Source organism: Streptomyces sp. NPDC028368 (assembly GCF_055565615.1).
In genome coordinates this window covers 45,811-72,319 of sequence record NZ_JBVHTY010000015.1, presented here as the reverse complement: position 1 = coordinate 72,319, position 26,509 = coordinate 45,811, and the positions used below count along the sequence as shown (strand labels likewise).

The window sequence follows — 26,509 nt, the reverse complement described above, 5'->3', positions numbered from 1 at the left end:
GGGCTGCAGATTCGCCCTCAACGCCCATCCGATGCGGTTTTCTCGCATTGGGTGCGAGTGGTGGAGGGCGGCGGCCAGTAAGAAGGGCACCGTCGCCACCGCACGGCGGCGGCCACTCCCGCCAACTTTCGGGCACCCCGTACTCCCTGAGTCGGATGCAGGTGTGTCTTTAGGTCTGACAAGCGGGCGATGGAGCGGTGTCAGACTGAAGAGATACTTAGAGATACATACAGCCTTGCATCGTGGGCAGCGGGGACATCGTCCAGCACCCAAGCAGCGTGCACAAAGAGGGGGGCCAGCGTGGCCAAATCGCTGACTGATCGGCTCATCTGCGCCATATACGAAGAGAGGACTGAGCGGGTGGAGAAGCTCCTGCGCAGAGGGGCCGCCCCGTCCGCGGCGAGTGCCAACGGCGAGACCCCGGTGTACCTGGCCGCGGTGTCGGGAGCGGCAGACATCGTGCGCCTGCTCCTGGAAGCAGGCGCCTCAGCCGACGCGGAGAGCCGGGGAGAGCCCGGGACCCAAGGGCTGCCGCTGTGTGCTGCGGCCTGCTGGGGCCACAGCGCGGCGGTGCGTGAACTGCTCTCCCACGGCGCGGATCCCAATCTCAGGGAGGACGACGGCGCCGGCTACACCGCTCTGTTGTGGGCGGCCACCGGTGGTCACCACGAGACCGTCCGGCTCCTGTTGGAGGCGAACGCCGATCCCGATGCCGGCAACCGCCACCGCACTCCGCTGATGGCCGCGGCCGAGTTCGGAGCGACAGGCATTGTGCGGAGCTTGCTGCGCCACGGCGCCGACGCCCGCCGCACCGATGGGCAGGGCCGCACGGCGCTGGACCTGGCCCGCGCGTGGTGCGGCAAGGACATCGAGACTGAGCTGCGCAAGCAGGTGGAAGCCGGGCCGGACGACACTTGCGAGGTCTCCCGCAGCACCCGGCCCGAAGGCACCGAGCTGATCGTGCTCAGCGTCAGCTCGCCAGATTCAGGTGGAGCGTATCGGGAGAAGGAGACAGGCCACGCCGCCATCGTGGACCTGCTGACTGACAAGCAACTCGCGTGAGGGACGGGCATATGGGCACGGTGCTCGGCACGATCGAGCGGATCTGGCGGTACCCCATCAAGTCCACCGGCGGTGAGCTGATGGACGAGGCCGCCGTGGATGCCCGGGGCCTCGTCGGCGACCGGCTCTACGCCGTGCGGGACCCCGAGGGCAAGTTCGGTTCGGGCAAGAACACGCGCCGGTTCCGGCGCATGCCGGGACTGTTGCAGCTGCAGTCCCGATACCCGGGGGAGCAGCCACGGAGATGCCCGAGCTGCTGGACCCGGACGGCGACCTGGTCCCGGACCCCACCTCCTACGTGCGGCACTACCTGGACCGGAACGACATCGAAGTGGCCCGCGAGGGTGCGATCTCGCACTTCGACCAGCTCCCCCTCAGCGTCCTGACCACCGCCACCCTCGACTGGGTCCGCGCGACCGTTCCCGGCGTGCCGGTCGACGAGCGCCGGTTTCGGCCGAACCTGCTGGTGCGGACACCGCCGGACACGCCTGCGTTCGTGGAGGACAAGTGGTTCGGCAGCACCGCCCGGATCGGCGGCGTCCTGTGCATACGGTTCGAGCGTTCCAGCGAGCGATGCGTGATGACCAACGAGGCCCAGCAGGACCTGCCGCACTCCCCGCTTATCCTGCGAGCCATCGCGCAGAAGCACGACATGCGGCTGGACGCCCTGGCCACGGTCGCACAGCCGGGACGTGTACGACTCGGGGAAACCGTCGAAATGACCTGAACCACCATCCCTGATCACGTAATTCCCCGCGATGAGCGTCACTCAATTACCCAGGGCGCCCGCCCCTTCGCTCAGCGACCCCTCTGCTCGTCCACCTCGTGCCCGTCGGGAACTGATACAGCTGGTTGGTCGTCTCCCTGGGCATGCCTTCTGCTCTCGTTCTCGGAATCGACCCGCACACCGTGCCCGGTATGGACGGGGACGCCATGTGCGCCGCCCTCGACCAGGAGCTGGCGCGCTTCGGCGACCATGCCATCGATGCCTCCATGGCGCTGCTCGTGTTGGATGAGTCGGCCGAGTCCACGCTGGTCGCCGCAGTGTCCGAGCGCGACTGGGACGTTGTCGTCATCGGGGGCGGGATCCGCAAGGCGGAGCCTCTTCTGCAGTTCTTCGAGCAGGTCGTGAACTTGGTGCGACGTCATGCGCCACAGGCCGCGATCGCATTCAACACCAGCGGGGGCGACAGCGTCGAAGCGGCCAAGCGGTGGGTGTGAGGGCGGGGTAGGAGGTCGTTTCGTTTGGTGAGAGGGATTTCGTACGTGCGGTTGGCAGTGCCAGGGCGGCCTTCAGTTGACTTGGGGAACGTGCCGTCAATCGCGTTCATGGCCCACCGGATGGGGCTGGAGGCGAGCGCCCAGGTGGCAGTGATGGCGGCCGTCGCCGGGGGCTGTCCGCGGCCCTGCGCGACGCATCGCCGACGCATGCCGTGCCGGGCAATGCTGCCGGTTCAGGTGTGCCTGGTCGTAGAAGCCCACCGCCGTGGCGACCTCGGCCGGCGGAGCTGAGCCCTCCGGCTCACGCGGGACACGTCCTGTCCCTGCTCAAGGCTTGTCCGGTCGGGGCGGGGGAGTTGAACAGCAGGCGGGCGGCCGGTGACGGGCCACGGCGGCGCGCCCTGGTCCATGTCACGGGCGGCGCGCCGCAGCTCGGGGGTGATGCCGCTGCTCCAGTTCGTCCGCCACCGATCGCCGCCACCTCGCAAGCTCAGGGTGGGCGTCTCGGCATCTGAGGTGAGACGTGCGCCTTGGCGGTCGCCTTGGCCACCAGGAGCACGGCGAGCAGCCCGATGCCGATGAGGACATATCCCGAGGTGGTAAGGGAGCCCAGGGTGCCGAGCACCGCGACGCCGAGCGCAGAGCCGGACTGCCGGATCCCGTTGAGCGCGCCCTGGCTTGTGCCGGCGTAGTCGAGTGGAGCGGCGACGGCCATCGCGGCCGCGGCGCCCGGTATGGAGAGGGTGCCGGTGGTGGCCAGGGCCAGCTCGGCCGCGACCACCAACGGAAGGGATGGATGGTGGCCGACGCAGCAGGCCAGCAGAATGCCGGAGGCCACGGAGGCGGACATCCCTGTCAGCAGGATCGGACGCCGACCGAACCTGGCTACCAGGCGACCGGTGAAGAACGGCATGACGCAGACCGGGAAGGCAATCGGCAGCGAGGCCAGACCGGCTCGGAACGGCGTCAGCGCGTACGTGTGCTGCAGCCACACCGCGAACATGTACATGGCGCCGAAGTAGGCGAAGCACGACACTGCCGCCGCCACCATGGCCGCGCGGACCTTGGGCAGGGCGAGCAGTGCGGGCGGCGGCACCGGGGAGGCGACCCGGCGCTCCACCAGCGCGAGCACGGTGAAGCAGAGCAGCGCTGCGACGATCGGCACGACGGCCGACGGCGCGCCCCAGCCGTCGATACCCGCCTCGACCAGACCGAAGGTGAGCACACTGAGGCCGAGGGTGGACAGCACCAGACCCGGGCGATCCAGACGGCGCGTGGCCCGTAGGGGCGGGACCGGCAAGCGCCGGGCGAGGAGCAGGGCCGCCAGCGCGATAGGCGGATTGACCAGGAAGACCAGGCGCCAGCCACCGAGTTCGACGAGTGCGCCGCCGAGCACTGGACCGGCGGCGGCTCCCAGGCCTCTTAGCGCGGTCCACGCGCCGATGGCCCGCGTGCGACGCGCTGGGTCGGGGTTGAGGTGCATGAGCAGTGCCAGAGAAGCCGGTACGAGTCCGGCGCCCGCGGCGCCGAGCAGGGCGCGTCCGCCGATCAGGCTCCGACGTCGGGTGCGGCGGCGCACAGTACGGACAGCGCGGCGAACACGTCGAGCGCCGACACGCGACGACGACCGGCGCGGACCGGCCGCAGTGTCCTGGTCGAACATCAACCCCTGCGTCACCTTCCGGCTGGAGATGGACAAGCGGCTCGACCTTGGCCTGCCGGTCACCGCACCCCGCCCCCGTACGCCGGCGAGTGACGACGGCCAACCCGTGATGGAGTCGGCCATGTCCGTTGAACCGTAAGGCCGTTGGACCAGCGCGGACGGCACCAACCTCTCGTACGACGACAGCCTGGCCGCCGCACTCGCACTCGCACTCGTCCGCAGCCTGGAAAGACCCGGTAACAGCTTCTCCCGCTCCTTCGCGGTCGAGCCCGACGAGTTCACAACGGGCGATCGGCGCCGTCTGAAGAAGCGGTGGTGGCTGAGCGCAGACGCGACTGGAACGGCATCTGGCAGGCGGCCCGCGCGGACTCCGCGCCCGCCTCGGCCACCGATCCGAGGCTGGCGGCCTACCTGCAGGCCGCGCGCTGCGCTGCCGGAACCCACCCTTACCGTGGCCTGGACGACGACTTCGACCCGCCGCCGTTGTTCGGGCAGACCGGCTTCTACGAGGCCCAGGACCGGACGCGGACACGGCCCCGACCGATGCTTTTGCCACACCTACGGGTATGGCGATTGGCGACAGCGAGCAGCTGATGATCCCCGGCCGGCTGTACTCGATCGTGGCCGCGCTGGAAACCGGGCGACTTCATGGACGGCGATCCTGGAGCCGTCCGGCTCGTGGTCGACGCCGGCTACGACGCCCGGAGGTTCGCCCGCTGACGGGCCTGGCTGATGGCGATTCGCATGTCGATATCGGGCAGTCCCGCGACTGGGTGTTGGCCTGGGCCGATGCGGCGGCGGGAGCAGTGTCCTGTCGGTGTACCGCCGGTAGCCCCTTGGTGTGTCTGGGTGCGTGTAGGGGGCGTCGCGTTGAGGGTGGCATGCGCGGGGGAGTGCGCGCCTGGCGTGGTGAGGTTGTGTATATGTCCGTGTTTTGTAACACCAAAATGGTTTTCTACCGGTAAGGCGTGAGGTGCCGTCACTGTGTGGGGACCCGGTTAAACCGGCCGGGTATCCGGTTTCTCGGCACCCCGATGTGGGTGCTTTCTGGAGGGGTTTCGTGTTCCGTCACGCCTCGCGTATCGCCGCTGCCGTCCTTGGCTCCGCGGCTCTCGCCTCCACCGCCGCATTCCCGGCCGCCGCGGCTGACCGTCATGGCCATCATGTGCCGGCTCCGCATCACCACGTCCGCTCCGCGGTTGTGCTCGGGCCGATCCAGTACGACAGCCCCGGCCGCGACGACCGTTCCAACCGGAGCCTGAACGCCGAGTGGGTGACCGTGAAGAACACCGGCCGCTGGCCGGTGACCATCAAGGGCTGGACTCTCTCCGACAAGTCCGGCCACAGCTACCGCTTCGGCAACGTCCGCCTGGCCGGCCACAGTCAGGTCCGCGTCCACACCGGCACCGGACGCGACACCTACCGTGACCTCTACCAGGACCGTCGCGTCTACGTCTGGGACAACAACGGCGACACCGCCACCCTGCGCAACGACCACCGTCGTATCGTCGACTCCGAGAGCTGGGGCCGCCACGGCGGCCACCACGGCCACAACCACTAGGCTGACTTGCCTGGCCGGTCGGTAGGACCTGGCCGCTCCAACCGGCTGGAAACGGTGCGCCGCAGGGATCTGCGGCGCACCGCTGTGTTGCGGCCACTTTCAGCCGCGAACCCGGGGAAGGTGCTGGTCGCTGCTGCTGTCATCGGGGCGTGGTGGCGCCTGGGGGTGTTCTGGGGCAAGCACCGTCTCCGGCGCCGGGGCGCCCGGGGCCGGAGCACGTGTCTCCGCCGGAGTGCTCGTTGACGGCGATGGGTGGCGATGGGTGAGGTCGTCGGCGACTTGGCGGGCGTCGCGTCCTTCGGTGCGGTGGCGGGGGATGAAGCAGACGAGTTTGGCGTCCTTGAAGAGGGGCCCCGGTCCCGACCGTTCCCCGGCCGTCGGCGCCGTGCTTCTTGGATGGGGGAGCGCGGGCCTGTGCCCCGATGTGCTCCGACACGGTGGGGTGATTCCGGGGGGCATCTGTGGCGCGGGACGACCGGACGCTGGGATGCTCAACCGGTGGTGTCGAGCTACCAGTTGATCGTCGAACAGGTCCTGGCAAGGACGCGTCCTACCGGATCCTGGCAACTGCGGAAGAGCGATACCTGGTGTATGGCGATACCCCCGCATCACGTCAGCAGGCGGCAGGGCTGGAAGCTGCATCTGTCGTCGACCGCCTTGTCCGCGCCGCAGATGCTGGAGAACGCGGCCCGGGTTCTGGTCTCGCACGGCTGCGCGTTCAAGTTCGCGGTTACCCCGCAGGCGGCCGCCGAGATGAATGCCCTGAGGGCGGTGCGGGCTCTGTCCGGCAAATTCATCACGGCCTATCCGGCCGACGACGGGCAAATGGCTGCGGTTGCCGCGGAGTTGTATGCGGCAACCGAAGGTTTACCAGGGCCTGCCATCCTCTCGGATCGCCGGTACCGGCCGGGCAGTGTGGTCCACTACCGCTTCGGCTGCTTCGCGCGGCCGCGCGAGCTGAACGACGAGGGTTTCTACGAAGGCCGGCTGGAGGCACCCGACGGCACGTTCGTGACGGACGAGCGCAAACCCTGGTTCTCACCGCCTTCCTGGGCGATCGACCCGCTGCCCGCGCCCGCTGCGCATCGTTCCACGCGGCAGCGTGGCGCCCCTGTCCTTCTTGCGGACCGGTACCGAGTCCGGGAGGCGATCAGGCACTCCAACCGCGGCGGTGTCTACCGGGCCCGCGATGAGCGGACCAGTGAGGACGTTTTGGTCAAGGAGGCCCGTCCGCATGTGGGCGCCGGGCTGGACGGCCGGGACGCCCGGGACTGGTTACGTCATGAGGCCGAGGTCCTGGCGCTGCTCGCACCGCGGGGTATCGCTCCGGCGGTGCGGGAGGTGTTCGAGAGCGGCGGGCATGTCTTCCTCGTCGAGGAGCTGATCGCAGGCGGCAGTCTGCAGCAGTGGACCGCGGACAGGCTGGAGCGCAAGCACGACGCCGACGGCCGAATCCCGGTGGCCGCCGCCTGGGAGCTCGCCCACGAGCTCACCCGCCTCGTCACCGAGGTGCACGCAGAATCCCTGGTTCTGCGCGACTTCAAGCCGGGCAACGCGGTGATGACGCCGCAGGGCCGGCCCATGCTCGTAGACCTGGAGTGTGCGGTACGCACCGGAAGCCGCGTTCCTGTCGCCGGCACCCGTGGATTCACCGCACCCGAGTACCTCGCTTCGGGCGCAACCGAGAGGGACGGGCCGGCGCCGGCTCCCGGGTTCGAGGCGGACTGCTTCAGCCTGGGCGCGACCCTGCTTCATGTCACCTCCGGGATCAGCCCGGTCCTCGCAGCGGACGGCGAGCCCGTACGGTCTGCCGGGGAACGGATCGCGGCGATCGTCGCGGCCGCCTCGCCCACACTCCCCGCGCTGCGCGCGCTGGCACCGCTCATCACCGGGCTCACCGCAGATGCCCCGGAGCGGTGGACGGCGGCGCAGGCCGCCGGCTTCCTGGCCGCCGAGCCCGCCCCGGCCCGCCGGCGCGCGACCTCTCCGCCGGCCGTGGCCGGGCCCAACCGACTGCTGGAGGACGGGCTGGCCCACCTCACGCAGACGATGGACCCGAACGCCGAGTATCTGTGGCCCGCCCCGCGCTCGCTCCCGGACAGTGATCCCTGCAATGTGCAGCTCGGCGCCGCCGGAGTTCTCGCCGTGCTGGACCGGGCCGTACGCTGCGGCCACCGCCGCGCGGAGCCGGCGCTGCGGACGGCCGCTCGGTGGCTCGACCACAGGCTGACCCGTCCGGAACGGGTCCTGCCCGGCCTGTACTTCGGGCGCTCCGGCACCGCCTGGGCCCTGTACGAGGCGGCACGAACACTGGGGGATGAACCACTGGCGGACCGCGCGGCGGCATACGCCCTGGCCATCCCCCTGACCGGTGACAATCCGGATGTCTGCCACGGCCTGGCCGGCGCCGGTTCGGCCCAACTCCACATGTGGCACGCCACTGGCGACGGCCGGTTCGCCGAGCGCGCCGCCCAGTGCGCGGACGGCATGCTGCGGCTGCTGAAAACCAGCGGCGGGGTGGACTGGCCGGTGGGCCCCGAGGCCCGGGACGAGCTTGCCGGCTCGTCCCTATACGGCTTCGGCCACGGCGTAGCGGGGAACGCGGCATTTCCGCTGTCAGCGGGCCGTGACCTGGACCGGCCCGACCTCGTCGACATCGCGGTCGGCGGCGGACACGTACTGAAAGCTGTCGCCGACCGGCACGAAGGCGCCGCGTACTGGCCCAAGGGACCCGGCCGCGCCGAGCGGCAAGGACTGAATTTCTGGTGCAACGGCACATCCGGCATCGGCACGTTCCTGGTCCGACTGTGGCAGACCACCGGCGACGACCAGTGGCTCGGCCTTGCCGAAGGAGCGGCATTGGCCGTCTACGAGGACCGCTGGCGTATGGCCCCGGGCTCCTGTCATGGCGTTGCCGGAAACGCTGAGTTGCTGCTCGACCTGCACGCGGCGACCGGCGACGACCGCTACCGCGCCTGGGCGAAAGACCTCGCCGCCTGCATCGCGGTACGAGCCGCCCGCCGGCACGGCAGGTTGCTCGTCCCGGACGACACGCGCCGCGAGATCTGCGCCGCATACGGCGTCGGCATGGCCGGCGTCCTGGACTTCCTACTCCGCCTCGGCCACGGCGGACCCCGTTCGTGGCTGGTCGACCGGCCGGTCCACAGGCATCACCCGAGCCCCGGAAAGGGGAGATGAACCATGGAGAACACGGTCCTGGAACTCCAGGAGCTGCCGGAGACCGACGAGCAGCACCTCGAACCCATGATGTGCTGCGACACCGGTCACCACAGCTTCGAGTGGTCCGACCTGTGTGTGGCCACACAGGACTGACACACCATCCGGATTCTGTGCGGGCAGTCTGACAGCCCGCACAGAACTTGATGGACACAGCGGACTCGGCTGCGGCGGGCCGGTGAGGGATGACGGCGACGGCAGACGTACCTGCTCAGGCGGTACCAGGGTCCGTTCCTGATTGCGATCACGGGTTGGCTCTGAGGCTGCGGAGCCAGATGACGGCGCCGCGTAGGTGGAGGCCGGCGAGGTAGCGGTCGGGTGTCTTGTCGGAGCGCCTGGCCAGTGCCCGCCAGTCTTTGATCTTGTTGATGCACCGCTAGGCGGTGTTCCGCCCTTTGTGCAGCGCGGCAGTTGTGGACGGCGGGCCGTCCGCCCCGGCGGCCCTTCCTTGCGGTTGGCGGCCTGATCGCTCTTCTCGGGGATGACGGCCCGCGTGTGGCGTCTGTGATACCGGGCAGCGCCGCCTTCGTGACCGTCGCTCATGCCGACGATGCCGCCACATCAACAGGATCGGGGGCGCTCTCCCGGGTGGTCTCGTCGCCGGTCTTCCTCGCGGCCCATGCGGCACGCACACGGTCCACCATGGCGGCACACGCCGCGCAGTATCGGGCCCTCGGCCGGCGGCAGCCTCGGTCACCCCTGCGGCAGGCGCCTCAGCCATTCGCGCGGGCGTCGGCTCGAACAGGTCGACGACCCCTTCGCCGGGGCGGGCACGTCCCCTTGCGGGAGACGATCCGCCCGAGTCTGCTGGATCAGGTGCGCCGGTCGGAGAGCGACGCTAAAGGCGCCCCGGAGCGCTGGCGGATCCCTACGAGCGGTCGCGCGAGTTCGACGTCAACAAGGTCGGCCGCGACGAGCTCCACCACATCGCCGGCGTCATCGCCAAGCAGTACCACCAGGAGTCGGTGCTCGCCTTCCGCTGTCTGCCGCGGACGTCGCCGGAGACCGACGCGGTCGAAATCCAGGTTCCTGGCGTCAGCCGAACCCACCTGCGCGACGCGCTGCTCGCTAACCCCAAGGCCCGCGACGAGCTCGGCGGCGGCTCGGTCACCCTCGACGGTCGGCTCATCCTCATCGCCCCGCTTGCCGACCTGCCACTGGCCCAGAAGTTCACGCGCGCACTTGGCGTCGACTGGAACAAAGCCCAGGTGCGCTACGGCGACAAAGAGTTCGTGAGTTGAAGCAGCAGTGCGCGGGTGTCGACGGCCCCACCGCGTGAGGGCGCGGCATCCGTGAGGGGCGCGGCCCTCAGTGTGAAGAGACGGGGGAGCCTGGCGCACGCATACGTCAGCCGACGAGGGCCTCGGCGTCTGGTGTGCCCAGAGCCGAGGCCTTTCTTCGTTCCATCCCCGTGTGTGGACCTGCCATGCGGCAGGTCGCACCTGTTTTGCACGTCCGTCAGTCGACGGACAGGCCGTACGCAGGGCCGATCCGGCGGATCTCCTCCAGCGGGTATGGGGTATGCCTGCTCTCGCGCTGGAGCTTGCGGTTGAAGTCCGAGATCACGGCGGCGATTGGCGCGTGCCGGGCGATGATCGCTGCGGCCTCCTCTGGGATGCCTGTGGGGCGCTTGCCCTCCGCGAAGGCGCGCACCAGCGCGTAGCGGCCCTCCCGGTCCCCCCTCTGGTATCCGTACAGAGCGGTGACCAGCCAGTTCACCAGATACGTGGCGGTGTAACAGCGGTCGTAGGTCTGATGCCGGTCGAAGAAGTCGGCCTCGTCCTGCGACAGTGCGAAGCGGGAGGAGATGGCGAGGCCGTAGTCCGCGAAGTAGAGGCGCTGGCCGTCGGTGAGGATGTTCTCGAAGTGCGCGTCGAAGTGTGTGAGCCCGCGGTTGTTCATGAATGAGGTGCCAGCTGCCAGTTCCCTCTCCACCATGGCGCAGGCCCGGTTGGCGGTCTGGTCCCCTGCTTCGACCTGAGTGCCCAGCCACTGGTGCAGGTTCTGCGGGACGTACTCCAGGAACAACGCGACGCTCGCCGAGGACTGTTGGAGAGCCTGGATCCGGCGGCGTACCTGCGATCCGCCGCCCCAGTACGCTACAGCCCGTTCGACGTCGGCCAGTTCCTCGGGCAGGGGCGTCGAGTCGGGCAGCACCCTCCAGTGGTACATCAAGGGGAAGCCGTCGTATTCCCCCGCGAGTACCCAGTTCGTCGTCATGGTGTGCACGGCGAGTTCTCTCCAGGCTCCGAAGCCCGGCCCGCCGATGGTGCCGATGCCGTACTGGCAGAAGACGGGCAGCTCGAACAGGTTCGCCGTGGACCGGACGTGCTCAGGCTGCCTCTCCAGGTCAGTGAGGGGCACCCGCTTCACGAAGACCGGGGTTCCGGCGATCTCCATCAGGGCTGACTTCCCGCCGATGCCGGATCCGATCGGCACGGCCGTGTCCACGAGCTCGTGCAGGGCACGATCACTGCACAAGGCGAGGGATGTGGAGACGGCGCCATGGGCGGTGAGCCGTGCACCGTGTGACATGTCAGGAACTTCCACTGCTGCCTCCACATCCACATCCAACTCAACATCCACCTCGACCTCGACCTCGATCCTGCTATGGCTGCGGGGCTCCGCCGGGCCGCGGCTCCGCTCGACACACGGCTCTGTGGTGTGGCCTCCTGAGCGGGTTAACGGGTGCCCAGGAATCGTGTGTGATGACAGGCGCGATTGCCCCGTTGACCGCAGGTGATTCGCTCATGGCGCCGGGGCATCGCCGGCAGGGGGCCGGAGCCGCTTGAACATCTGCTCCATGACAGGGACGGGCAGCGCCGGGTGCTGGGCGGCAGCTTGTGCGGTGTCGGTGTCGCGCAACAACCGGACCAATACTCGCGCGGGCAGCCGGGGGTGCGCGGCCGCCGCGTAGCGTACGCGCTCGTGCGGGTCATCGAGCAGCCGCACTGCCGACGCTGCCGTCAGCCGCGAGTCGGTTGCGGCCCGGTGCCGTACTTCTTCGTTGATGTCCCGACTGAACCGCTCGACCAGGTCAGCTGTCGACTCCGGGTCGTCCAGGGCCAATTGGCGCATTCGCGGGTTGGGGTCGGTGGCGTAGCCGAGCAGGTCGCGGCGGGGGAAGTTCGGGTGGCCGTGGGGGCGGTCGGGTGTGCTGAGGCTGCCGGTCCACCACTGCCATACGTCAAGGAGCATGTTGGCGGGGGCGTCGTCGCAGGATTCGGCGAGGAAGAGCTGTACGACATGGTCTTCGTCCCGGGCGAGGAGTTCGATGACGTCCTGCGGGAGATGCCTGGCCCGAGCGACACTCCTGCGCACGAGAGGGTGGGAGGAGACGGCCAGACGGCGCAGGGCGCCGTGATTGTCGTGCAGCGCCATGACCCAGCCGAGCGGGTGGTGGCGGACGCGCGGATCGAAGTCGATGTCGATGCCCGCTCGCTGCTCCTCGGTGAGATCAGGACGCGTGGAGACCTCGAAGCGGACGTTCTCGTCGGGGTCCTGGGCGAGGAGGTGGACCAGGTCCGGTTCCAGACGCGGGTTGCCTGCGAGGGCACGGCGCTGGGCTGGATCGCCGTCGTGGGCCAGGTGTTCGGCAAGGCCTCTTTCCAGGCGACAGGTCTGCACCGCGCGCTCTTTGAGTCCCTCGGCGTCGAAGACCGACCGGGGCATCGGGTGGTCCTGGTGGTACTGGAGCAGTGCCTCGATGCGGACCTCGCTGCAGGGGTCGCCGAGGAGCGCGAGGCGAGCCGGCTTGTCCAGATGAGGCCAAGCACTGCGGCAGGCCGCGGTCCGTACGGACGGATCAACGTCGGCGACCAGGGCGGCGAGTATCCGTGCGGGCAGTCCGGGCAGGCGAGCGGTCTCTTCGCGGACCCGTGCGGACGCGTCCGCGGCGAGCTGCTCGTACGCGGCGGAGGTGAGCTCGGCGTGTCGGTCCGCCGCGAGCATGGTCAGGATCCACCGAGTGCGGGCGCCCGGCTCGCCCAGGATCAGGCGAGTCCACTGCTCAGCCGTGATGTTCGGCTGGACTTCGGCCAGCAGCTGCCGCACCTTCCATTCCGGGTGGGCTATCGCCGCCTCGACGACCTCAGTTGGCAGGCGGCGCCACATCAGGAAATGCGACAGGCCAAGGAGGCCGGCGCGCAGGCCATCAGGTGTGGCCGGGTTGAGCGCCAGACCGTGCGCCCACTTCTCGCGCAGCCGTTTCGAAGGTCGCGGTCCCTGAAGCAGCGATGCCCAGGCGGCTCTGTTCTCCGACGGAGTCTCCTGGGCCGCTGCCTGTGCGGCCTCCTCTTGCCGCTCCTTGATGCGGTCCACCGTGATGAGCCAGACCTCATACTCCTCGGTGGTCGCCCCCAGCAGGGTGTTGCCATCCGCCGAGAGCGTGACGAACTCCGGCTGTCCGGGCCGCTCGCCCAGCACTCCGGCGAGGTCCCACTGGCCGGTGAGTCTCACCCGGGTCCAGCGTCTGGGCGAGCAGCCCGTCCAGTTGCCTGCGACGTCGATGAGGAACACGCCGTCCTCGCCCAGGATCCCGCTCGCGGCCGCGAGCCGGTGCCATTGTGCGTTGACCTCGGCGACCAGGTCCGGCAGATCTGCCCGTACGGCCACGGTCGGCTTGCTTTCGAACGCAATGACCGGGCGCCATGCGGCCCGGGGCGGCAGTACCTCCTCGGTCTGCCAACCCCCCACCATTTCCAGCCCGGCACGCTGCAGCAGCTCTTTGAGCTCGTCTCTCCCACCCGTCATGGAAGCCCATCCTGCCGGAGCCGGTTCCGTGTCCTCCCAGCGGCTGGTGGGGTGCGACCGGCAGCTATACACCGCCCCTGCTCGCCTGTGCCGGCGCACTCGCCATCGCCTGCCTCCTGTCTCACAACTCTGCCCCTCCAGAAGCCCGACCTCCCCGACCCAGTCGACTCCTCGAAGCGCCAGTCCACCGAATTGGCCGTCTGGTGTTCAGTGCGATGCCCGGATCGTCCGGAAGGGAGCCAGCGGCCTGCCACCTTGCCGTGGAGTGCTCCACGAGTCGGCGTGTGGCGGAGCAACGCCCAAGCCGGCTCTTTCTGTTACCTCCTCTAAGCTGAGCCAGGCACCTTGGCAGCGATCTTGTGGAGGCTGAGACTGTGCCCATGGAAATATCCCTGCGCGATCTTCAGGACAGTGATCTGTCGGTTTTCTGGAACCAGCTGACGGACCCCCAGCTGCAGCAGATGGCGGCTGTGACCAGGAAGTACCACTACGACCGAGACCACTTTGACCAGCACTGGGCAAAGGTACGCTCGGATCCAGGCGTGATCTTGCGAACCATTCTCGCCGACGGTGTCGTAGCAGGGCACGCCGCTGTGTTCGGACCGCCGTCCGAGCGCGAGGTCACATATGTCGTCGGGCGGACTCACTGGGGTCAAGGCATTGCCACCGCGGCGCTCGCCGGGCTGATCGAGCTGGCAGGCACCCGACCGCTGCACGCCGACGCCGCTGCTGACAATGCCGGCTCGATCCGTGTGCTGGAGAAGTGCGGCTTTGTCGTCACGGGGCGCAGCCGGTGCTTCGCGCGGGCTCGTGACAAGGAGATCGAAATGGTGCACTTGACGTTGAGCTGAGCACGGCCCGCCAGCGCATCCGCGGCCTTGTCGTCCGCAGCACTCCGCACCACGAACCTTGAATCCCGTCGCAACCTGTCACCGCACAGGTCAACAGGCCTTTTCTGCAAGATCTGATGAGACGGGACACTGGAGTGCTCACCCTGACGGAAATCGCCGAGGATCCGCTTGTCCTGACGCGCCGCCTGAACACGAATGACGGTTCGGAGATCGTCTTCCGCCCTCTCGCTCACGCCGAAGCGGAGGGCCTGACAGGATTCCTTGAGGGGCTGTCCCCCCGAATCGAGGCGACTCAGTGCGTTCGACGGGTACGACCTCACGGCTGCCCGGGAGCTGTGTGACGCGAACGCGCGCTACGACAAGCGCAGGCTGGTGCTCGAGGAATTGCCGTCCAGCAGGATCGTCGGCCTCCTCGCATTCAGTCTCGGATTACGCCCCGCGGACATCGCGCGATATCGGGAATCCGGCATCCATCCACCTCGCCAAGGCGACCGACTGTTATCCGGTAGACCATTCCGGTAGACCACCTCGACAGTCGCATGAAGGGCGGTCGCTGCCCAGCAGCGTGACCGGATACGGCTGCATGGCCTCACGGCACGCTGTTTGAAGGTTCCCATTCAGAATATTCCATTCCGGTGTGGTGGCCAGGGCTTTGCGGCCTGGCTCCTTCGCGGGCCACGGCATCGTGTCTCGCGATCTTGTCCCTCTCTCGTGGCCTACGGTGTGTGCCGGCCGAGCGGGATCTCTGCCAGGTGCTCCTGCTCCCATGCGAGGGGTTTCTCCGCGCTGTCTGCGGTGAGTTGACGCGCCTACAAGTGGCTCTCGGTACGAGACAGGCACCGAGGTCCAGGACGTTCAGGGCTGGACGGCGTCCCTGCTGCGCTGATCGACGGTGCCGGGAGGGGAGAGCTGGCGGAGCGCGAGGAGGCCTCCGATGCCGGGGATGACTGCCGTGGCCTTGGTGGTGGCCGTAGCCGGCTTGAGGCGCCAGGTCGTGGCCACGACGAAAAGGTAGGCGCAGCCGTGGGTGGGGCCCATCAAGGAGGAGATGGGTTTGAGGTGCGCAGTGGCGAGGTTGGCCAGCATGATGACCAGTGAGATGAGTTCGACGTGCGCCGCGATGCGCAATGGGCGAAGGTGCACGGTCATGCTCCTGTGGTGGACCCGGGGCGGATGATCATCAGGACGGTGACCGTTGCCCACAGCAGGTTGAAGACGCCGGTGAGCATGGCGAGGCGGCCGGCGGATCGCGCGCCGGGGCTGGGGCCGGGCGTCTGCGCGGCGGCAAGAGCGCTGTCCTGGGCGGGAAGGATCAGCAGCGCCAGGATGGCGGCGGCCGCGGCGGTCAGCAGTATCGAGGTGATCAGCCATCCGCTGCCGAGGACTCCGAGGCTGCTGGCCGTGGCGAACCCGAAGACGGGAACCGCGATGCCAACGGTGGCGTAGACGCGGCAGATGCGGTGCAGCATCCGCAGGGTCATGAGCGCCTCGCGGTCACTCGGGTTGCTGTCGGTGCGACGCAGCGCCCTGGGGAACATGCTCGCGGCGACGGTGACCGGACCGATGGCCAGGACGGCGGCCAGAACGTGCAGGGAAAGGAGAAGTTTCGTCACGGTCAGTGTTCCGTGGCCGCTCGGAGGGCACGGCGGTGGCCGGTGACCTTGGATGCTGGGAGGCGTCCGGCCTTGGAGGTGCCGGTCAAGGTGTTGCCGGTGACCGTCACGGCAAAGGCCAGGTTCAGGCGCAGGGGCTTGGTGACACTCTGCTTCCAGGCGAGCCGGTCGCCGTCGAGGGCGAAATCGCTGAGTGGGACTTCCTCTCCCGTCCCTCGGGCGACCCCGGTCAGGACATCGTCCTGGCGTAGGAGTTCGACGACCGCCTTGATCTTGCCGATGGGAGTGGAGATGGTCAGGTCCCAAGTGCCTTCAACGGACATGCTGTTGTTGATTCCTCACGGTGCGATGCGAGCAGAAGTGATGCGAGCAGAGGTGCGGGGGGGTGAGGCGTGTGGTCAGAGGCCGGCGGGCGCCGGGCTCTGATTGCGCCAGACGGTGCCGCGGCGTTCATGAGCGAACAGCTCTTCGACGGCGTGAGCGATCTGGGGGCCTACCTCGCGCTCCAGCAGGTACAGGCCCAGGTCGAGTCCGGAGGTGACACCGGCGCCGGTGACGAGGTCGCCGTCATCGACGACGCGGGCGCTCACCGCGTGGACGCCGGTGGCATCGAGCATGTCCAGGCCCATGTGGTGGGTGGTGGCGTGGCGGCCTTCCAGCAGGCCGGCCATGGCCAGCACGAGCGAGCCGCCGCACACGGTGCTGACCGTCACCTCCGGGTTGTCCATCGCGGCCTTCAACAGCGTGGGCAGCTCGGTGGTCAGGGTGCGGCCCAGCAGCACGGGGATGAATTCGTCCTGCTGCCACTGCCCGACGCCCGCGTCATGGTCAGGGACCTCGCCGGGCTCCCCGACACGGCCCGAGGCGCCAGGAACCAGAATCAGGCCCGCACGCCCGGCGTCGAGGGCGCCCGTGGCGCGCAGCACCAGGCCCCCGGTGCCGCTGACCACCTCGCGCGGCCCTTCGGCAGAAACCAGTTCCACGCTCACCGCGCCGCCGGAGGCGGTGCCGCTGGCGTACAGCACCTCGTAGGGGGCGATGACATCGAGCGGATCGAAGCCATCGAACAGGACAATCTGGGCGTGCATGAAGGTTCCTTCGAGTACGACAGGTCCGGTCTGCGCCGGGCTCACTCCTGACGCTAATCGCGTACCGCTTCGTGCCCCAGTGGCATTAGTGCCACCTTTCAACGGAATAACGCCATGGCTGAGAATGAGGCCTCTGAGCTGGCCAAGGAAGAGTCATCAGGGTGCGGATACCAAGTTTCGGCACTTGGCGAGCAGGTATCTTCTGGCCATGCACACTGTCGCCGTACTCGCACTGGACCGGGTGATCCCGTTCGACCTTTCCACCCCGATCGAGGTCTTCACCCGCACCCGCCTCCCGGACGGCCGCCCTGGCTACCAGATCCGCGTGTGCGTGGAGAAGCCGGAAATCGACGCGGGTGCCTTCACCCTGCGCGCGCCCTGGGGGCTGGAGGGGCTCAAGGCTGCGGACACGATCATCGTGCCCGGTACCGACGCCCCTACGGCCCCGCTTACCCCCGCCGTCCGCGACGCGCTGCGCACTGCGGCCGAGGACGGCACGCGCATCGCCTCCATCTGCTCGGGCACCTTTCCCCTGGCCGCCACCGGGCTCCTCGACGGCCTACGTGCCACCACCCACTGGATCGCGGCCGACCTCCTGGCCGCCACCCACCCGGACATCAAGGTCGATCCGGACGTCCTGTACGTCGACAACGGCCAGATCCTCACCTCCGCCGGCGCTGCCGCCGGCCTGGACCTGTGCCTGCACATGATCCGCCGCGACTACGGCTCGGCCGTCGCCGCCGACACGGCCCGGCTGTCCGTCATGCCCCTGGAACGCGAGGGCGGACAAGCGCAGTTCATCGTCCATGATTACGCGCCCACCCCCCAGGGCTCCGCCCTCGAACCCTTGCTCAACTGGCTGCAGGACAACCTGGGCTCCGACCTCACCCTCGCTGACATCGCTGCCCACGCCGGAACCAGCACCCGGACCCTGATCCGCCGCTTCCGCGAACAGACCGGCACCACCCCGCTCCAGTGGCTCCACCGCGCCCGCATCCGCCAAGCCCAGCACCTCCTGGAGACCACACACCACTCCGTCGAACGCATCGGCACCCAGGTCGGCTTCGGCTCACCCACCACCTTCCGTGACCGCTTCAAGCGCACCACCGGCGTCAGCCCTCACACCTACCGGCGCACGTTCAGCTGATTGCCGGACGGCCTGTCCCTTGCATCCGAGTACGGATTGTCAAAACATCGCCGGTCACGAGCGGCACGCCCAACCCCGAGCAGCAACAACGGGGGGCGAAGGCACGACGTCGACCAGCTGAGAAACCTCTACGATCACGCCGGAGAACACCGCTGCACAGATCGGGACCGGGATCAGCACGACTGCGGGCGGGCAACGATAAGACGGGAGTTGTCCTGTCGCACCAGCGTAATTGGCGGGTGCCAGGATGCTGAACTGCGTTGTTGCCATGCCGGTTGGGAACCTCAGGATCCCTGTTCTCAATCGACACGGCATTCGCGGAAGAGGCGGAAGTTCTGTCCCTACCGGGCCCGGTCGACGGGGGCGTCGCCAAGGCGAATGCTGAGCTGGGCGCCCAGTTCCCGGAACCCCAGAGCTACAGCCACCCGCTGTGATGGATAGGGCCGTGCTCTCCACTGCAGCAGCAACCCGGCGTCGAGGGCATCGACCACTGCTGCGGACGCCACTGTCCGGGCCAGGCGCCGGCCCCGACAGCGCGGGGCAACCAGCACACTCAGGTGGGCCACCGAGCGCGGCCACGACCGGTACCCGGCCGCGGCCACCACCTCGTCGCCCTGGCGGAGCAAGAATGCGGGAGAGGAGATGTCCTCCAGGCCGCTCTCGCCCGCCTCCTCCTCCCCGGCCAGGGCCAGCAGCGCGGCAAGGCCGCCGTCACCGATCGGCAACTGCTCCACCCCTGCACCTTCATGCGCAGGAAGAAAGCCATCCCGCCCGAGAGAGAAAAGCGAAGCCGGCCCGAGGACATCGAGAACAGGTAGCACCGCACGGAGACGAGAGACGTCGACGAGCTCTTCGTGGGACATCGTCCGCGCGACGTCGTACACCATCCCGGCGGCCCGCACGCTCGGCGCAGTGACGATGGCAGCGTCACCGATCCGTGTGCCCCCGGAGCGCGCTGCCAGCGCACCGGCAGCGGTAAGGGATCCTGAACCCGCCGTTGCTCCTCGTCACGCACCCAGCGGGAGAACTCCACGCGCGAGCTGCTCGGCGCCATCCGCCACGACGGCAGTGCTCAGCAGCCCCTTGCGCTCTTCGGGGTGCAGCTCCAACACATCGGCCACCAGCCCTGCGTCAACTCCAGACCACCTCACCCGCCGTTACATGCCTTGCGGCCCCTCAAACGGGTTCCGGGACTTGTACTGCCTGCGCCGCTCCTCCAACACTCTGTCAACAGCACTGCGCACCCGGCTCTCCTTCCTGAGCCGCTCTTCCTCCCGCCGGATCGCCTCGCGCCGTGACGCCTCGCGAGACTGTCGCACCCTCGGTGTTTGTGCTCCCCGCCACTTGTCCGCCGACCACCACAGCTTCCGCCGGTCCCCCGTCTCGACGACGATCACCCCCCGTAACCCGCCGATCAGATTGGTCACCGCCTGCGGCGCGGCCGGCGCGAAGGCAAGCCGCCGGGCTTCGACGGTAAGACCTACAAGCAGCGCAACACCATCGAACGGTGCATCAACCGCCTCAGGCAGTGGCGCGGCCTGGCTATGCGACCGACAAACCCGCCACCGCCTACCGGGCCGCACTCCACCTCGCCGCCATCCTCATCTGGACCCGACGCCGGCCAAAGAGACAGACCTAGGCACTGCCCGTTGGGCTGATGCCCAGGCCGAACACGAACGGCTGTCTTCCATCGGTCACATTTCTCTGCCGCGATCCGTCAGGGCAGTGACAGCGACATGAAAGTCCGAAGGAGACGGCGATGGAAACACGTTCAATCACGGCGGAGGTCCCGATGGTCCCGCGGATGGCCGAGGACCCTGCGGAGCTCGTACCTGAACTGGCAGCGGTGTCAGCGGCGTTGTTCAAGGTCACCGGCAACGGTTCGGTACCGCGCTCCACGATCAGCCTGGTCCAGCTGCGTGCGGGCCAGATCGTCGGCAGCACCTATCTGACCGTTCTGCATACGGGCTTCCTGCGCAAGGCCGGGGAGTCGGAGGAGCGCATCACGTCGGTGGCCTCCTGGCAGGACTCTCCGTACTTCACCGGTGCCGAGCGTGCCGCGCTGGCACTCGTGGAAGCCGTGCTGCAGCCGTCCGCGCATGGCGAGAGGGTCTCTGACGAGCTGTACGCCCAGGCAGCAAAGCACTATGAGGCCAAGGCGCTTGCGACCCTGATGTTCGCGATCGGCCAGGTCAACTTCTTCATCGCCGTGGCGCTCATAGCCAAGCCGGTGCCCGGCCGGTCGTTCACCGACCCGTGGAAGTGAGACCACCTGGGTAAGGGTCGACGTTCGGATCCCGGGCGGGATCCGAACGGGCCAACCCTCAGACGCATCGAGCGCCAACCGGCGCGTCATGCGCCCCCTTGGACAGGCCCTAATCGCAATACCACTTACTTAGCTGGCCTTTGGCGGTCGGTGATGAGGGCATCACCGCAGACCAGAGGCTTGGAGCACGCCGTAAGTAGGTGGTATTGGGGCTAGGGGGTGTCTGCTGGGGCGACGCCGGCCCGTCGGCGAATTGCCATGGCCTGGGTGTGGTCAAGGCCGTCGGTCAGCGTGCGGGTCGGCAGCGGCGTACGTAGTAGGCGTAGGTCAGTGCCAGCACCAGAGGGCCCCACAACATGCCTGGGGCGATGCAGACCTTCGCCAGTATCTCCCACCAGATGTTGGAGAACCCAAGTCCCTCGAAGCCGGGGACGTGAAGCCAGTGCAGCAGCGTGGGCGCCCAGAAGGCAGTCGCGCCCAGGCCGCCGAGCGTGGCGGGGACGATAGCTACGAAGGGCGGAATGCGCCTTCCCCCGATAACCGGCAGCCAGCGGGGCGCCACCTCGCCCCAGCCTCGTACCAGGCCGAAGGAGAGCAGCGCCAATGCCTCCGAGACGATGCTGAGTCCGAACACGTAGGGGACGGCCCACCACACCCACTCCGGTGCGTTTGGATCGATCATCCCCATGTCGAAGTCGAAGGCGTAGGGCAGGCGCCACAGGCACTGTGGCAGCAGCAGAAGCGGGATTGCGTGCGCGGTCATGTCCGCCCATCTCGGGACGGGACGCTTCGTGCCTTGCGGAAACGTCACACAGCGCTCGGGGTTGATCGTCGTCATGCCCGTCAGTCTTCGCGATCTCTGGTGAATGATCGTCGACCTACGGTTGTAGCTTCCCTCCCCTGCAAGGATGAACGCACGTCAGCATGGGGAATGACTTCTGGAGACAGTGATTCGGCTCCGTGACCGGCAAGCCGCAGCAAGTTCCTCCCCCGGAACGATTCGCTGGTGCGCCCGTCCCCGACCCGTCGTACACCCCCTAGCCCCAATACCATTTACTTAGCTGGCCTTTGGCGGTCGGTGATGAGGGCATCACCGCAGACCAGAGGCTTGGAGCACGCCGTAAGTAAGTGGTATTGGCCCTAATCGTCGTCCGTCGCGCCGTCTCCGTCGGCCGCTGTGGCCTGCTCACCGTCGGGATCGATCAGGTCGTTGGTCTCGAAGGCCTCGGGGGGTACCTTGTCAAAATCGCGCATGATGACGTCCACTCTCGCGTGCTGGGCGAGTGCCGGGGCAAAGCCCGCCTGCCGTCAACGAGTGCCATGAGCCGATGGAGACGACACCGCCTGGTTCTGCCGGCGGAATGGGAACTGGAGGGGGCTTCAGAGCGTGCGAACCCGGTCCGCCTGCGGGCCCTTCTGTCCCTGGGTGACCTCGAACTCGACCTTCTGGCCTTCGTCCAGGGTCTTGTACCCGTCCGACTCGATGGCGCTGTAGTGGACGAAGATTTCCTGGCCGCCCTCGACTGCGATCCACCCGTAGCCCTTCTCCGCGTTGAAGGATTTCACTGTGCCCTGAGCCATGACGTCTCCTGCCGGCCTGTGCTTGAGCGCTCTGATCTGACGATCGGAGGCATACCCGTCGGCGCCTCGACGGAACGAGGGCTCACCCGGACGGCGGGTACTGGCGTCCTCGGACATGAGGGCCGGCTTGTAGCCGAGCCTGGCTGGTTGTCGATACTGGGCCGTTCCGATCCCTTCCAAGGGGCAGGACCCGACAACCTCACACCCAGATCCGCCGCCTCAACCGCTCCGTGACTTTGATTGGCGAGTGTCCTGGAAGACGCAGGTCGGGCGTTCGTGTCACATCCTGCGGAGCTGTGTCGTCATAGGTGTGTAAGCACCGACAACGACAGAGGAGATCACCATGAGTGCCCGTTTGGACGTCTTCAGCAGCCCGACCGCAGTCAAGGTCTTCAAGCACATCATCGCGGCGGGCAAGGTGCTCGAGGACTCGACGCTGCCTGCCGCGACTCAGGAGCTGGTGAAGCTCCGCGCCAGTCAGATCAACGGGTGCGGTTTCTGCACCGACATGCACAGCAAGGATGCCGCCGCGGCCGGTGAGAGCTCGGTACGTCTCAACCTGGTCGCGGCGTGGCGGGAGGCCACGGTCTTCACCGAGGCCGAGCGTGCCGCGCTGGAGCTGGCGGAGCAGGGCACCCGCATCGCGGATGCGGCCGGTGGGGTCACCGACGAGGCCTGGGCGAACGCCGCCAAGCACTACGACGAGGAGCAGTTGGCCGCCCTGGTGTGCGGAATCGCCCTCATCAACGCCTTCAATCGGGCGAACGTCATCATCCAGCAGCCCGCCGGCGACTACCAGCCAGGCCAGTTCGCATAACTCGCAGTGCCTGGCCGGGCTGCTGGTGCCCCAGCGGCCGCGGCGTCACACGCCCCGGGCGCCCCTCACCGGGGCCCGGGGCGTTGCTGTGCTCCCCGGCGGTCCGACTGGTCCAGCGAGTCGGCCTGCCCGGCGCAGTTCAACCGCTGCCCCTGATTCAAGCTGCTCGTTTACTGCCCGAGGTGATGATGAGAAAGGCGATGATGATTCCCACCCCGGCGAACCCTGCTGCGATGGAGAGCGCAAGCTGGACCCCCCCGTGAGGGCAGCCGTGTTCCCGGAGGGTTCGGCCTGAGCTGGGTCTGTGCCGGCGCCAACCCGTGCGAAGGCGATGGCCGGGAGCACTGCGATACCGATCGCGCGGCCCAACTGCTGGGTGGTGCTGAGCAGACCGGACGCGAGTCCCGACTCTCCCTCGCCGCTGAGGGCGTGCGTGACTGTGCTGACAACACTGACCAAGGTCGTCCCCAGCCCGATCCAGGCAATCATGGCCGGCCAGAGGAGATCGGAGAAATAGCTGCTGTTGACGTCGATCTGCGCGAGCCACAGCAATGCTCCGCCGATCGAGGTGAATCCCGCCATCACAACGGGCTTGGCCCCGAAACGGTCCACCAGGTGAGAGGCCAGTCCGCCCGCGGCCAGGACCACCGTGGCCGACATCGGCACATAGGCCAGGCCGGCCTCGAACGGGCTATAGCCGAGGACCCGCTGCATATACAGCGTGAGGTAGAAGAACATGGCGAGCATGGCGCCGGCCGGAAGGATCCCGCAGACGATACCGCCGCAGGCATTGCGCCGACGAAACACTTGCAGGCGCAGCAACGGCGTTCGGTCGCGCACCTCAACGACGATGAAGAGGACAAGCAGCGCCGCCGCCGACATCAGCGCCGCTCCGGCGCCCTGCTCGGTTCGGGCAGGGGAGCTATGAGTCTCACGCTGTAAGAAATCGCGTGCACGGGGACGTTCGGGCGCCTCTAAGTACCCGACTTTACCCTCAAGTTGGACCCGTTTGAGTTGGTGGGTCTCCCTGGACGACAGCCTGCTGTGGGCTCTGAGCGGCAGGGGCGACCTCGTCACCGGACACCGCCGCTATGCGCTCGTCGGCCGGTCCCTGCGCGTGACATTCAACGCCACAGCCGGTGTGCGAACGCCGGCCTGGGTCCTCGCGCTGCATCGTGGATGCGCACACGTTAATGCCGCGTACAGATCCGCGACGCGAGCGTCAGGGCAGTTGGCGGACAGCAGATATAACGCAGGAATGAAAGAAGAACCCGGCCTGTCGCCCAGCCCGTCGCTGACCGTCTTCGGCCTGCTCCTTGCCGCAGGCGTGATCGCTCTGGCCGCATGGTTGGTGTGCTTGGTCTGGGGCCCGTTCACCTATCGCGCGGCCCTGGCCGGCACTCCGGGCACCCTCACCGCGGCCCACTGCCACGTCACCAGCAGCGGCAAGTACAGCAGACGCGATTGCACCGGCACGTTCGTCGCCCTGAAGGGCACATTCACTGATGCCTCGGCGCACGCCTACGAGGTCGCGCGCATCGGCGACAGCCCCATACGGCTGCAGCGCCGGTCCGACGGCGGTTACACCCAGCCCCTTTCGTCGCGCGCCGCGATGATTCTCGCGGTCGTCCTCGTCATCGTGAGCGGCGCGGCGGCGCTGTTGCTCTTCCTGTGCCTGATGCCCCTGCGCGTCGCCTTCGGGAAGGGCGTACGGCTGGGCGCGAATCCGCAACCCTGGGGTGCACTGCTGTGGCTGCTCAGCAGACTGTCTGTGGGTGCGGCGGTCGCGGCAGCCGCCTCCCTGGCGATGATGGTTGTGCTTCCGTTCGCCGAGCGGCTCCTCTGACGTCCGCACGCAGAGGGGCGGACAGGGAAGGGCAGCCGAGGTCTTCTCAGCACCCTCCGCGAGACCCAGCTGCTTATCTGCGGCAGAGGGCCGGGGCGGCGGACCACTGAACACCCGCCAAGTGAAGTGCTCAGCGCTCGTGTTGGCGGGTCCAAGTGCATCAGTTGGCGGGCCGTGCGGGTAGGTGGCGAGCGGTGTCGGCCAGTCTGCGGAATTCGGTGGCGACGCTCTCCCCTGCGGGCTCGGGAACGTCATGACCGCCTTCCGGCAGGAGGACCAGGCGCGAGCCGGGGATCCGGGAGGCGATGACCTTTCCCGCTCTGGGTTGGATGAGAGGGCCGACCTTCCCGTGGAGCACAAGGGTGGGCTGGGTTGTGGCAACGATCTGCTCGCCGTGCCACTGTGCGCCGATCTGACGGCCCTGTGCCTGCTGGTCCTGACGCCGCCGTCGACGTTGCGCGCGGCGCCTTCTTGATGTGGTCACGCATGCTGGAACCGGGTGATGTCAGCTCCGGAGCCGATACAACTCACGTTCTGCAAAAGCCCGGAAGCTGCGTGGTGGGCGGCCAGTGAGGCGCTGGACGGTGTCGGTGGTGCGGTCCTCGGCGCCTTCGGCGATGGCGTGGTCCATGCCGGCGAGCATCGCGGCGAACTCGGCGGGCATGTCGGCGGCCAGGCGGTGACGCATCTGCTCGTAGGTCAGCCGACGGTGGGTGATGGTCCGACCGGCGACCTGAGTGAGGATGGCCGCGACGTCGCCGTAGCTCAACGCTTGCGGTCCGGTGATGATCAGGTCGGTGTTCGGGGCCTGCGCCTCGGTGAGTGAGTGCACGGCGACGGCGGCGATGTCGTCGGCATCGATGAACCCGACACGGCCCTCGCCGGCTGCCGTGCGGATGGTGCCGTCCGCTCTGATGGTCCGGGCATGGGCGTGGTTGCCGGTGAAGTTCTGCATGAACCACGAGGGCCGCAGGACCGCCCACTGGGAGAACAGGCCGGGCAGGATCTGGTGAACCTGTCCCACGGCAGGGCCGCCGGCGGGGATCGCCGACGAGCTGAGCAGGACCGCGCGGTGGACTCCTGCGGTGCGGGCCTGTTGGAGGAAGGGCAGCATGACGGCTGCCGGGCCCGCAGAGCCGAGCGGCGGGATGAGATAGACCCGGTCCACACCCTTGAGGGCGCCTTCGAACGACGTGGGGTCGTTCCAGTCGAACCGCACGGGATACGACCCGTCCACGGGGGTGGCATGTCGGCTGGCGGCCTTGACGCGCCGGCCTCCGGCGGCCAGTTGGGCGGCGACGCGGCTGCCGGTGGTGCCGGTGGCCCCGATGACCAGGGTGAACTTCTGGGAGCCGTTCATCGGTTGGCCCCGGCGAAGTTGGTGGCGGGGTTCTGGACGGCGAGCGGATTCCAGTAGTCGCGGTAGCGGGTGATGAGGCCGTTCTTGACGGTGACAACGGCGATGTACGACATGTCGAAGGGGCTTTGGGCGTGCACCAGACGGCCCACACCGCGCATCTCAACCACGATGGTCTCCGGGGCGATGGTCTGGTGAATCTCGACGTAGGGGAAGTCGTGAAGGTCTATGTGGTCGGGATAGGCGCGCATGTACTCGGCTACGGCTGCCTTGCCCTCCAGCCGCTTCGGCCAGCCTTGCGGCGCGAAGGGGAACTCGAGGATCCCGTTCTCGTCCCACAGGTCCACCCAGGCAGGGATGTCCTTGTCCAGCAGTAGTTGCAGGCCGTGGCGGTACAGGTCCACCGGTGCGGTGCTCGAGGTCATGGGTTTCTCCATCCCGTACGAT

The 26,509-nt window shown here is 68.1% G+C and carries 27 protein-coding genes and 2 pseudogenes; 16 read left to right on the top strand and 13 right to left on the bottom strand.

Annotation, left to right across the window (positions count from 1 at the left end; genetic code table 11):
- The first annotated feature begins 300 nt into the window (after positions 1 to 300).
- The 4 genes and pseudogenes from ACZ4S3_RS29980 (at position 301) to ACZ4S3_RS29965 (ending at position 2,283) form a co-directional block, all read left to right on the top strand.
- A complete protein-coding gene (locus ACZ4S3_RS29980) occupies positions 301 to 1,062 on the top strand; it encodes an ankyrin repeat domain-containing protein (RefSeq protein WP_467939625.1) in 762 nt (253 codons plus the stop codon).
- An 11-nt stretch (positions 1,063 to 1,073) separates the two neighbouring features.
- A pseudogene (locus tag ACZ4S3_RS29975) lies at positions 1,074 to 1,223 on the top strand (MOSC N-terminal beta barrel domain-containing protein); the annotation flags it as partial.
- A gap of 83 nt (positions 1,224 to 1,306) precedes the next feature.
- The gene (locus ACZ4S3_RS29970; RefSeq protein ID WP_467939623.1) at positions 1,307 to 1,789 is read left to right on the top strand and encodes an MOSC domain-containing protein; all 483 of its coding nucleotides are present in this window, start codon (positions 1,307 to 1,309) and stop codon (positions 1,787 to 1,789) included.
- A gap of 143 nt (positions 1,790 to 1,932) precedes the next feature.
- Complete coding sequence (locus ACZ4S3_RS29965; RefSeq protein WP_467939621.1) at positions 1,933 to 2,283, top strand: hypothetical protein; 351 nt, start codon at positions 1,933 to 1,935, stop codon at positions 2,281 to 2,283.
- A gap of 490 nt (positions 2,284 to 2,773) precedes the next feature.
- Here the strand turns inward: ACZ4S3_RS29965 and ACZ4S3_RS29960 are convergent, their stop codons facing one another.
- Entirely contained in the window at positions 2,774 to 3,862 is a 1,089-nt protein-coding gene (locus ACZ4S3_RS29960; RefSeq protein WP_467939619.1) for an MFS transporter, read from the bottom strand.
- Between the two features lie 67 nt (positions 3,863 to 3,929).
- On the opposite strand from ACZ4S3_RS29960, the gene ACZ4S3_RS29955 reads away from it, so the two are divergent.
- The 6 genes from ACZ4S3_RS29955 (at position 3,930) to ACZ4S3_RS29930 (ending at position 9,985) form a co-directional block, all read left to right on the top strand.
- A complete protein-coding gene (locus ACZ4S3_RS29955) occupies positions 3,930 to 4,085 on the top strand; it encodes a hypothetical protein (protein WP_467939617.1) in 156 nt (51 codons plus the stop codon).
- 176 nt (positions 4,086 to 4,261) lie between these two features.
- Positions 4,262 to 4,540 carry a hypothetical protein gene (locus ACZ4S3_RS29950; protein ID WP_467939615.1) on the top strand — a complete coding sequence of 93 codons (279 nt, stop codon included), beginning with the start codon at positions 4,262 to 4,264 and terminating at the stop codon, positions 4,538 to 4,540.
- Positions 4,541 to 5,006: 466 nt separating this feature from the next.
- Positions 5,007 to 5,507: a lamin tail domain-containing protein gene (locus ACZ4S3_RS29945; RefSeq protein WP_467939613.1), complete on the top strand. Its 501-nt coding sequence runs from the start codon at positions 5,007 to 5,009 to the stop codon at positions 5,505 to 5,507.
- A gap of 498 nt (positions 5,508 to 6,005) precedes the next feature.
- On the top strand, positions 6,006 to 8,705 hold the full coding sequence (gene lanL / locus ACZ4S3_RS29940) for a class IV lanthionine synthetase LanL (protein ID WP_467939611.1): 2,700 nt from the start codon (positions 6,006 to 6,008) through the stop codon (positions 8,703 to 8,705).
- Between the two features lie 3 nt (positions 8,706 to 8,708).
- Positions 8,709 to 8,840: a hypothetical protein gene (locus ACZ4S3_RS29935; protein WP_467939609.1), complete on the top strand. Its 132-nt coding sequence runs from the start codon at positions 8,709 to 8,711 to the stop codon at positions 8,838 to 8,840.
- An 869-nt stretch (positions 8,841 to 9,709) separates the two neighbouring features.
- Positions 9,710 to 9,985 carry a hypothetical protein gene (locus tag ACZ4S3_RS29930; protein ID WP_467939607.1) on the top strand — a complete coding sequence of 92 codons (276 nt, stop codon included), beginning with the start codon at positions 9,710 to 9,712 and terminating at the stop codon, positions 9,983 to 9,985.
- 217 nt (positions 9,986 to 10,202) lie between these two features.
- On the opposite strand, the gene ACZ4S3_RS29925 is transcribed toward ACZ4S3_RS29930, so the two are convergent.
- A complete protein-coding gene (locus tag ACZ4S3_RS29925; protein WP_467939605.1) occupies positions 10,203 to 11,279 on the bottom strand; it encodes a BUD32 family EKC/KEOPS complex subunit in 1,077 nt (358 codons plus the stop codon).
- A 213-nt stretch (positions 11,280 to 11,492) separates the two neighbouring features.
- Positions 11,493 to 13,496 carry a PE-PGRS family protein gene (locus ACZ4S3_RS29920; protein ID WP_467939603.1) on the bottom strand — a complete coding sequence of 668 codons (2,004 nt, stop codon included), beginning with the start codon at positions 13,494 to 13,496 and terminating at the stop codon, positions 11,493 to 11,495.
- A gap of 380 nt (positions 13,497 to 13,876) precedes the next feature.
- On the opposite strand from ACZ4S3_RS29920, the gene ACZ4S3_RS29915 reads away from it, so the two are divergent.
- Positions 13,877 to 14,347: a GNAT family N-acetyltransferase gene (locus ACZ4S3_RS29915; RefSeq protein ID WP_467939601.1), complete on the top strand. Its 471-nt coding sequence runs from the start codon at positions 13,877 to 13,879 to the stop codon at positions 14,345 to 14,347.
- A gap of 855 nt (positions 14,348 to 15,202) precedes the next feature.
- Here the strand turns inward: ACZ4S3_RS29915 and ACZ4S3_RS29910 are convergent.
- The 4 genes from ACZ4S3_RS29910 to ACZ4S3_RS29895 form a co-directional block, all read right to left on the bottom strand.
- Positions 15,203 to 15,496, bottom strand: a complete 294-nt coding sequence (locus ACZ4S3_RS29910; protein ID WP_467939599.1) for a hypothetical protein — start codon at positions 15,494 to 15,496, stop codon at positions 15,203 to 15,205.
- Complete coding sequence (locus ACZ4S3_RS29905; protein ID WP_467939597.1) at positions 15,493 to 15,960, bottom strand: DUF2269 family protein; 468 nt, start codon at positions 15,958 to 15,960, stop codon at positions 15,493 to 15,495. The genes ACZ4S3_RS29910 and ACZ4S3_RS29905 overlap by 4 nt, the downstream gene beginning before the upstream one ends.
- 2 nt (positions 15,961 to 15,962) lie before the next feature.
- On the bottom strand, positions 15,963 to 16,283 hold the full coding sequence (locus ACZ4S3_RS29900; RefSeq protein ID WP_467939595.1) for a hypothetical protein: 321 nt from the start codon (positions 16,281 to 16,283) through the stop codon (positions 15,963 to 15,965).
- Between the two features lie 75 nt (positions 16,284 to 16,358).
- Entirely contained in the window at positions 16,359 to 17,048 is a 690-nt protein-coding gene (locus tag ACZ4S3_RS29895) for a DJ-1/PfpI family protein (protein ID WP_467939593.1), read from the bottom strand.
- A 208-nt stretch (positions 17,049 to 17,256) separates the two neighbouring features.
- On the opposite strand from ACZ4S3_RS29895, the gene ACZ4S3_RS29890 reads away from it, so the two are divergent.
- Entirely contained in the window at positions 17,257 to 18,195 is a 939-nt protein-coding gene (locus tag ACZ4S3_RS29890; RefSeq protein ID WP_467939591.1) for a GlxA family transcriptional regulator, read from the top strand.
- A 341-nt stretch (positions 18,196 to 18,536) separates the two neighbouring features.
- Here the strand turns inward: ACZ4S3_RS29890 and ACZ4S3_RS29885 are convergent, their stop codons facing one another.
- The gene (locus ACZ4S3_RS29885) at positions 18,537 to 18,929 is read right to left on the bottom strand and encodes a GNAT family N-acetyltransferase (protein WP_467939589.1); all 393 of its coding nucleotides are present in this window, start codon (positions 18,927 to 18,929) and stop codon (positions 18,537 to 18,539) included.
- Between the two features lie 672 nt (positions 18,930 to 19,601).
- On the opposite strand from ACZ4S3_RS29885, the pseudogene ACZ4S3_RS29880 reads away from it, so the two are divergent.
- Positions 19,602 to 19,834 (top strand): annotated as a pseudogene (locus ACZ4S3_RS29880) (IS5/IS1182 family transposase); the annotation flags it as partial.
- A gap of 120 nt (positions 19,835 to 19,954) precedes the next feature.
- The gene (locus tag ACZ4S3_RS29875; RefSeq protein ID WP_467939587.1) at positions 19,955 to 20,461 is read left to right on the top strand and encodes a carboxymuconolactone decarboxylase family protein; all 507 of its coding nucleotides are present in this window, start codon (positions 19,955 to 19,957) and stop codon (positions 20,459 to 20,461) included.
- Positions 20,462 to 20,747: 286 nt separating this feature from the next.
- On the opposite strand, the gene ACZ4S3_RS29870 is transcribed toward ACZ4S3_RS29875, so the two are convergent.
- The gene (locus tag ACZ4S3_RS29870; RefSeq protein ID WP_467939585.1) at positions 20,748 to 21,224 is read right to left on the bottom strand and encodes a hypothetical protein; all 477 of its coding nucleotides are present in this window, start codon (positions 21,222 to 21,224) and stop codon (positions 20,748 to 20,750) included.
- 617 nt (positions 21,225 to 21,841) lie between these two features.
- Entirely contained in the window at positions 21,842 to 22,042 is a 201-nt protein-coding gene (locus tag ACZ4S3_RS29865; protein WP_467939583.1) for a cold-shock protein, read from the bottom strand.
- A gap of 343 nt (positions 22,043 to 22,385) precedes the next feature.
- Here ACZ4S3_RS29865 and ACZ4S3_RS29860 point away from each other — a divergent pair, with 343 nt between their 5' ends.
- On the top strand, positions 22,386 to 22,859 hold the full coding sequence (locus tag ACZ4S3_RS29860) for a carboxymuconolactone decarboxylase family protein (RefSeq protein WP_467939581.1): 474 nt from the start codon (positions 22,386 to 22,388) through the stop codon (positions 22,857 to 22,859).
- A gap of 45 nt (positions 22,860 to 22,904) precedes the next feature.
- Here ACZ4S3_RS29860 and ACZ4S3_RS29855 read toward each other — a convergent pair whose 3' ends face one another.
- Positions 22,905 to 23,741, bottom strand: coding sequence for an MFS transporter (locus ACZ4S3_RS29855; RefSeq protein ID WP_467939579.1), 837 nt, complete (start codon positions 23,739 to 23,741; stop codon positions 22,905 to 22,907).
- A gap of 376 nt (positions 23,742 to 24,117) precedes the next feature.
- Between ACZ4S3_RS29855 and ACZ4S3_RS29850 the strand changes: the two genes are divergently transcribed.
- Complete coding sequence (locus ACZ4S3_RS29850) at positions 24,118 to 24,705, top strand: hypothetical protein (protein WP_467939577.1); 588 nt, start codon at positions 24,118 to 24,120, stop codon at positions 24,703 to 24,705.
- A 505-nt stretch (positions 24,706 to 25,210) separates the two neighbouring features.
- On the opposite strand, the gene ACZ4S3_RS29845 is transcribed toward ACZ4S3_RS29850, so the two are convergent.
- Positions 25,211 to 26,065, bottom strand: a complete 855-nt coding sequence (locus tag ACZ4S3_RS29845) for an NAD(P)H-binding protein (RefSeq protein WP_467939575.1) — start codon at positions 26,063 to 26,065, stop codon at positions 25,211 to 25,213.
- The gene (locus ACZ4S3_RS29840) at positions 26,062 to 26,487 is read right to left on the bottom strand and encodes a nuclear transport factor 2 family protein (protein WP_467939573.1); all 426 of its coding nucleotides are present in this window, start codon (positions 26,485 to 26,487) and stop codon (positions 26,062 to 26,064) included. Before ACZ4S3_RS29840 ends, ACZ4S3_RS29845 begins: the two co-directional genes overlap by 4 nt.
- Positions 26,488 to 26,509 lie beyond the last annotated feature (22 nt).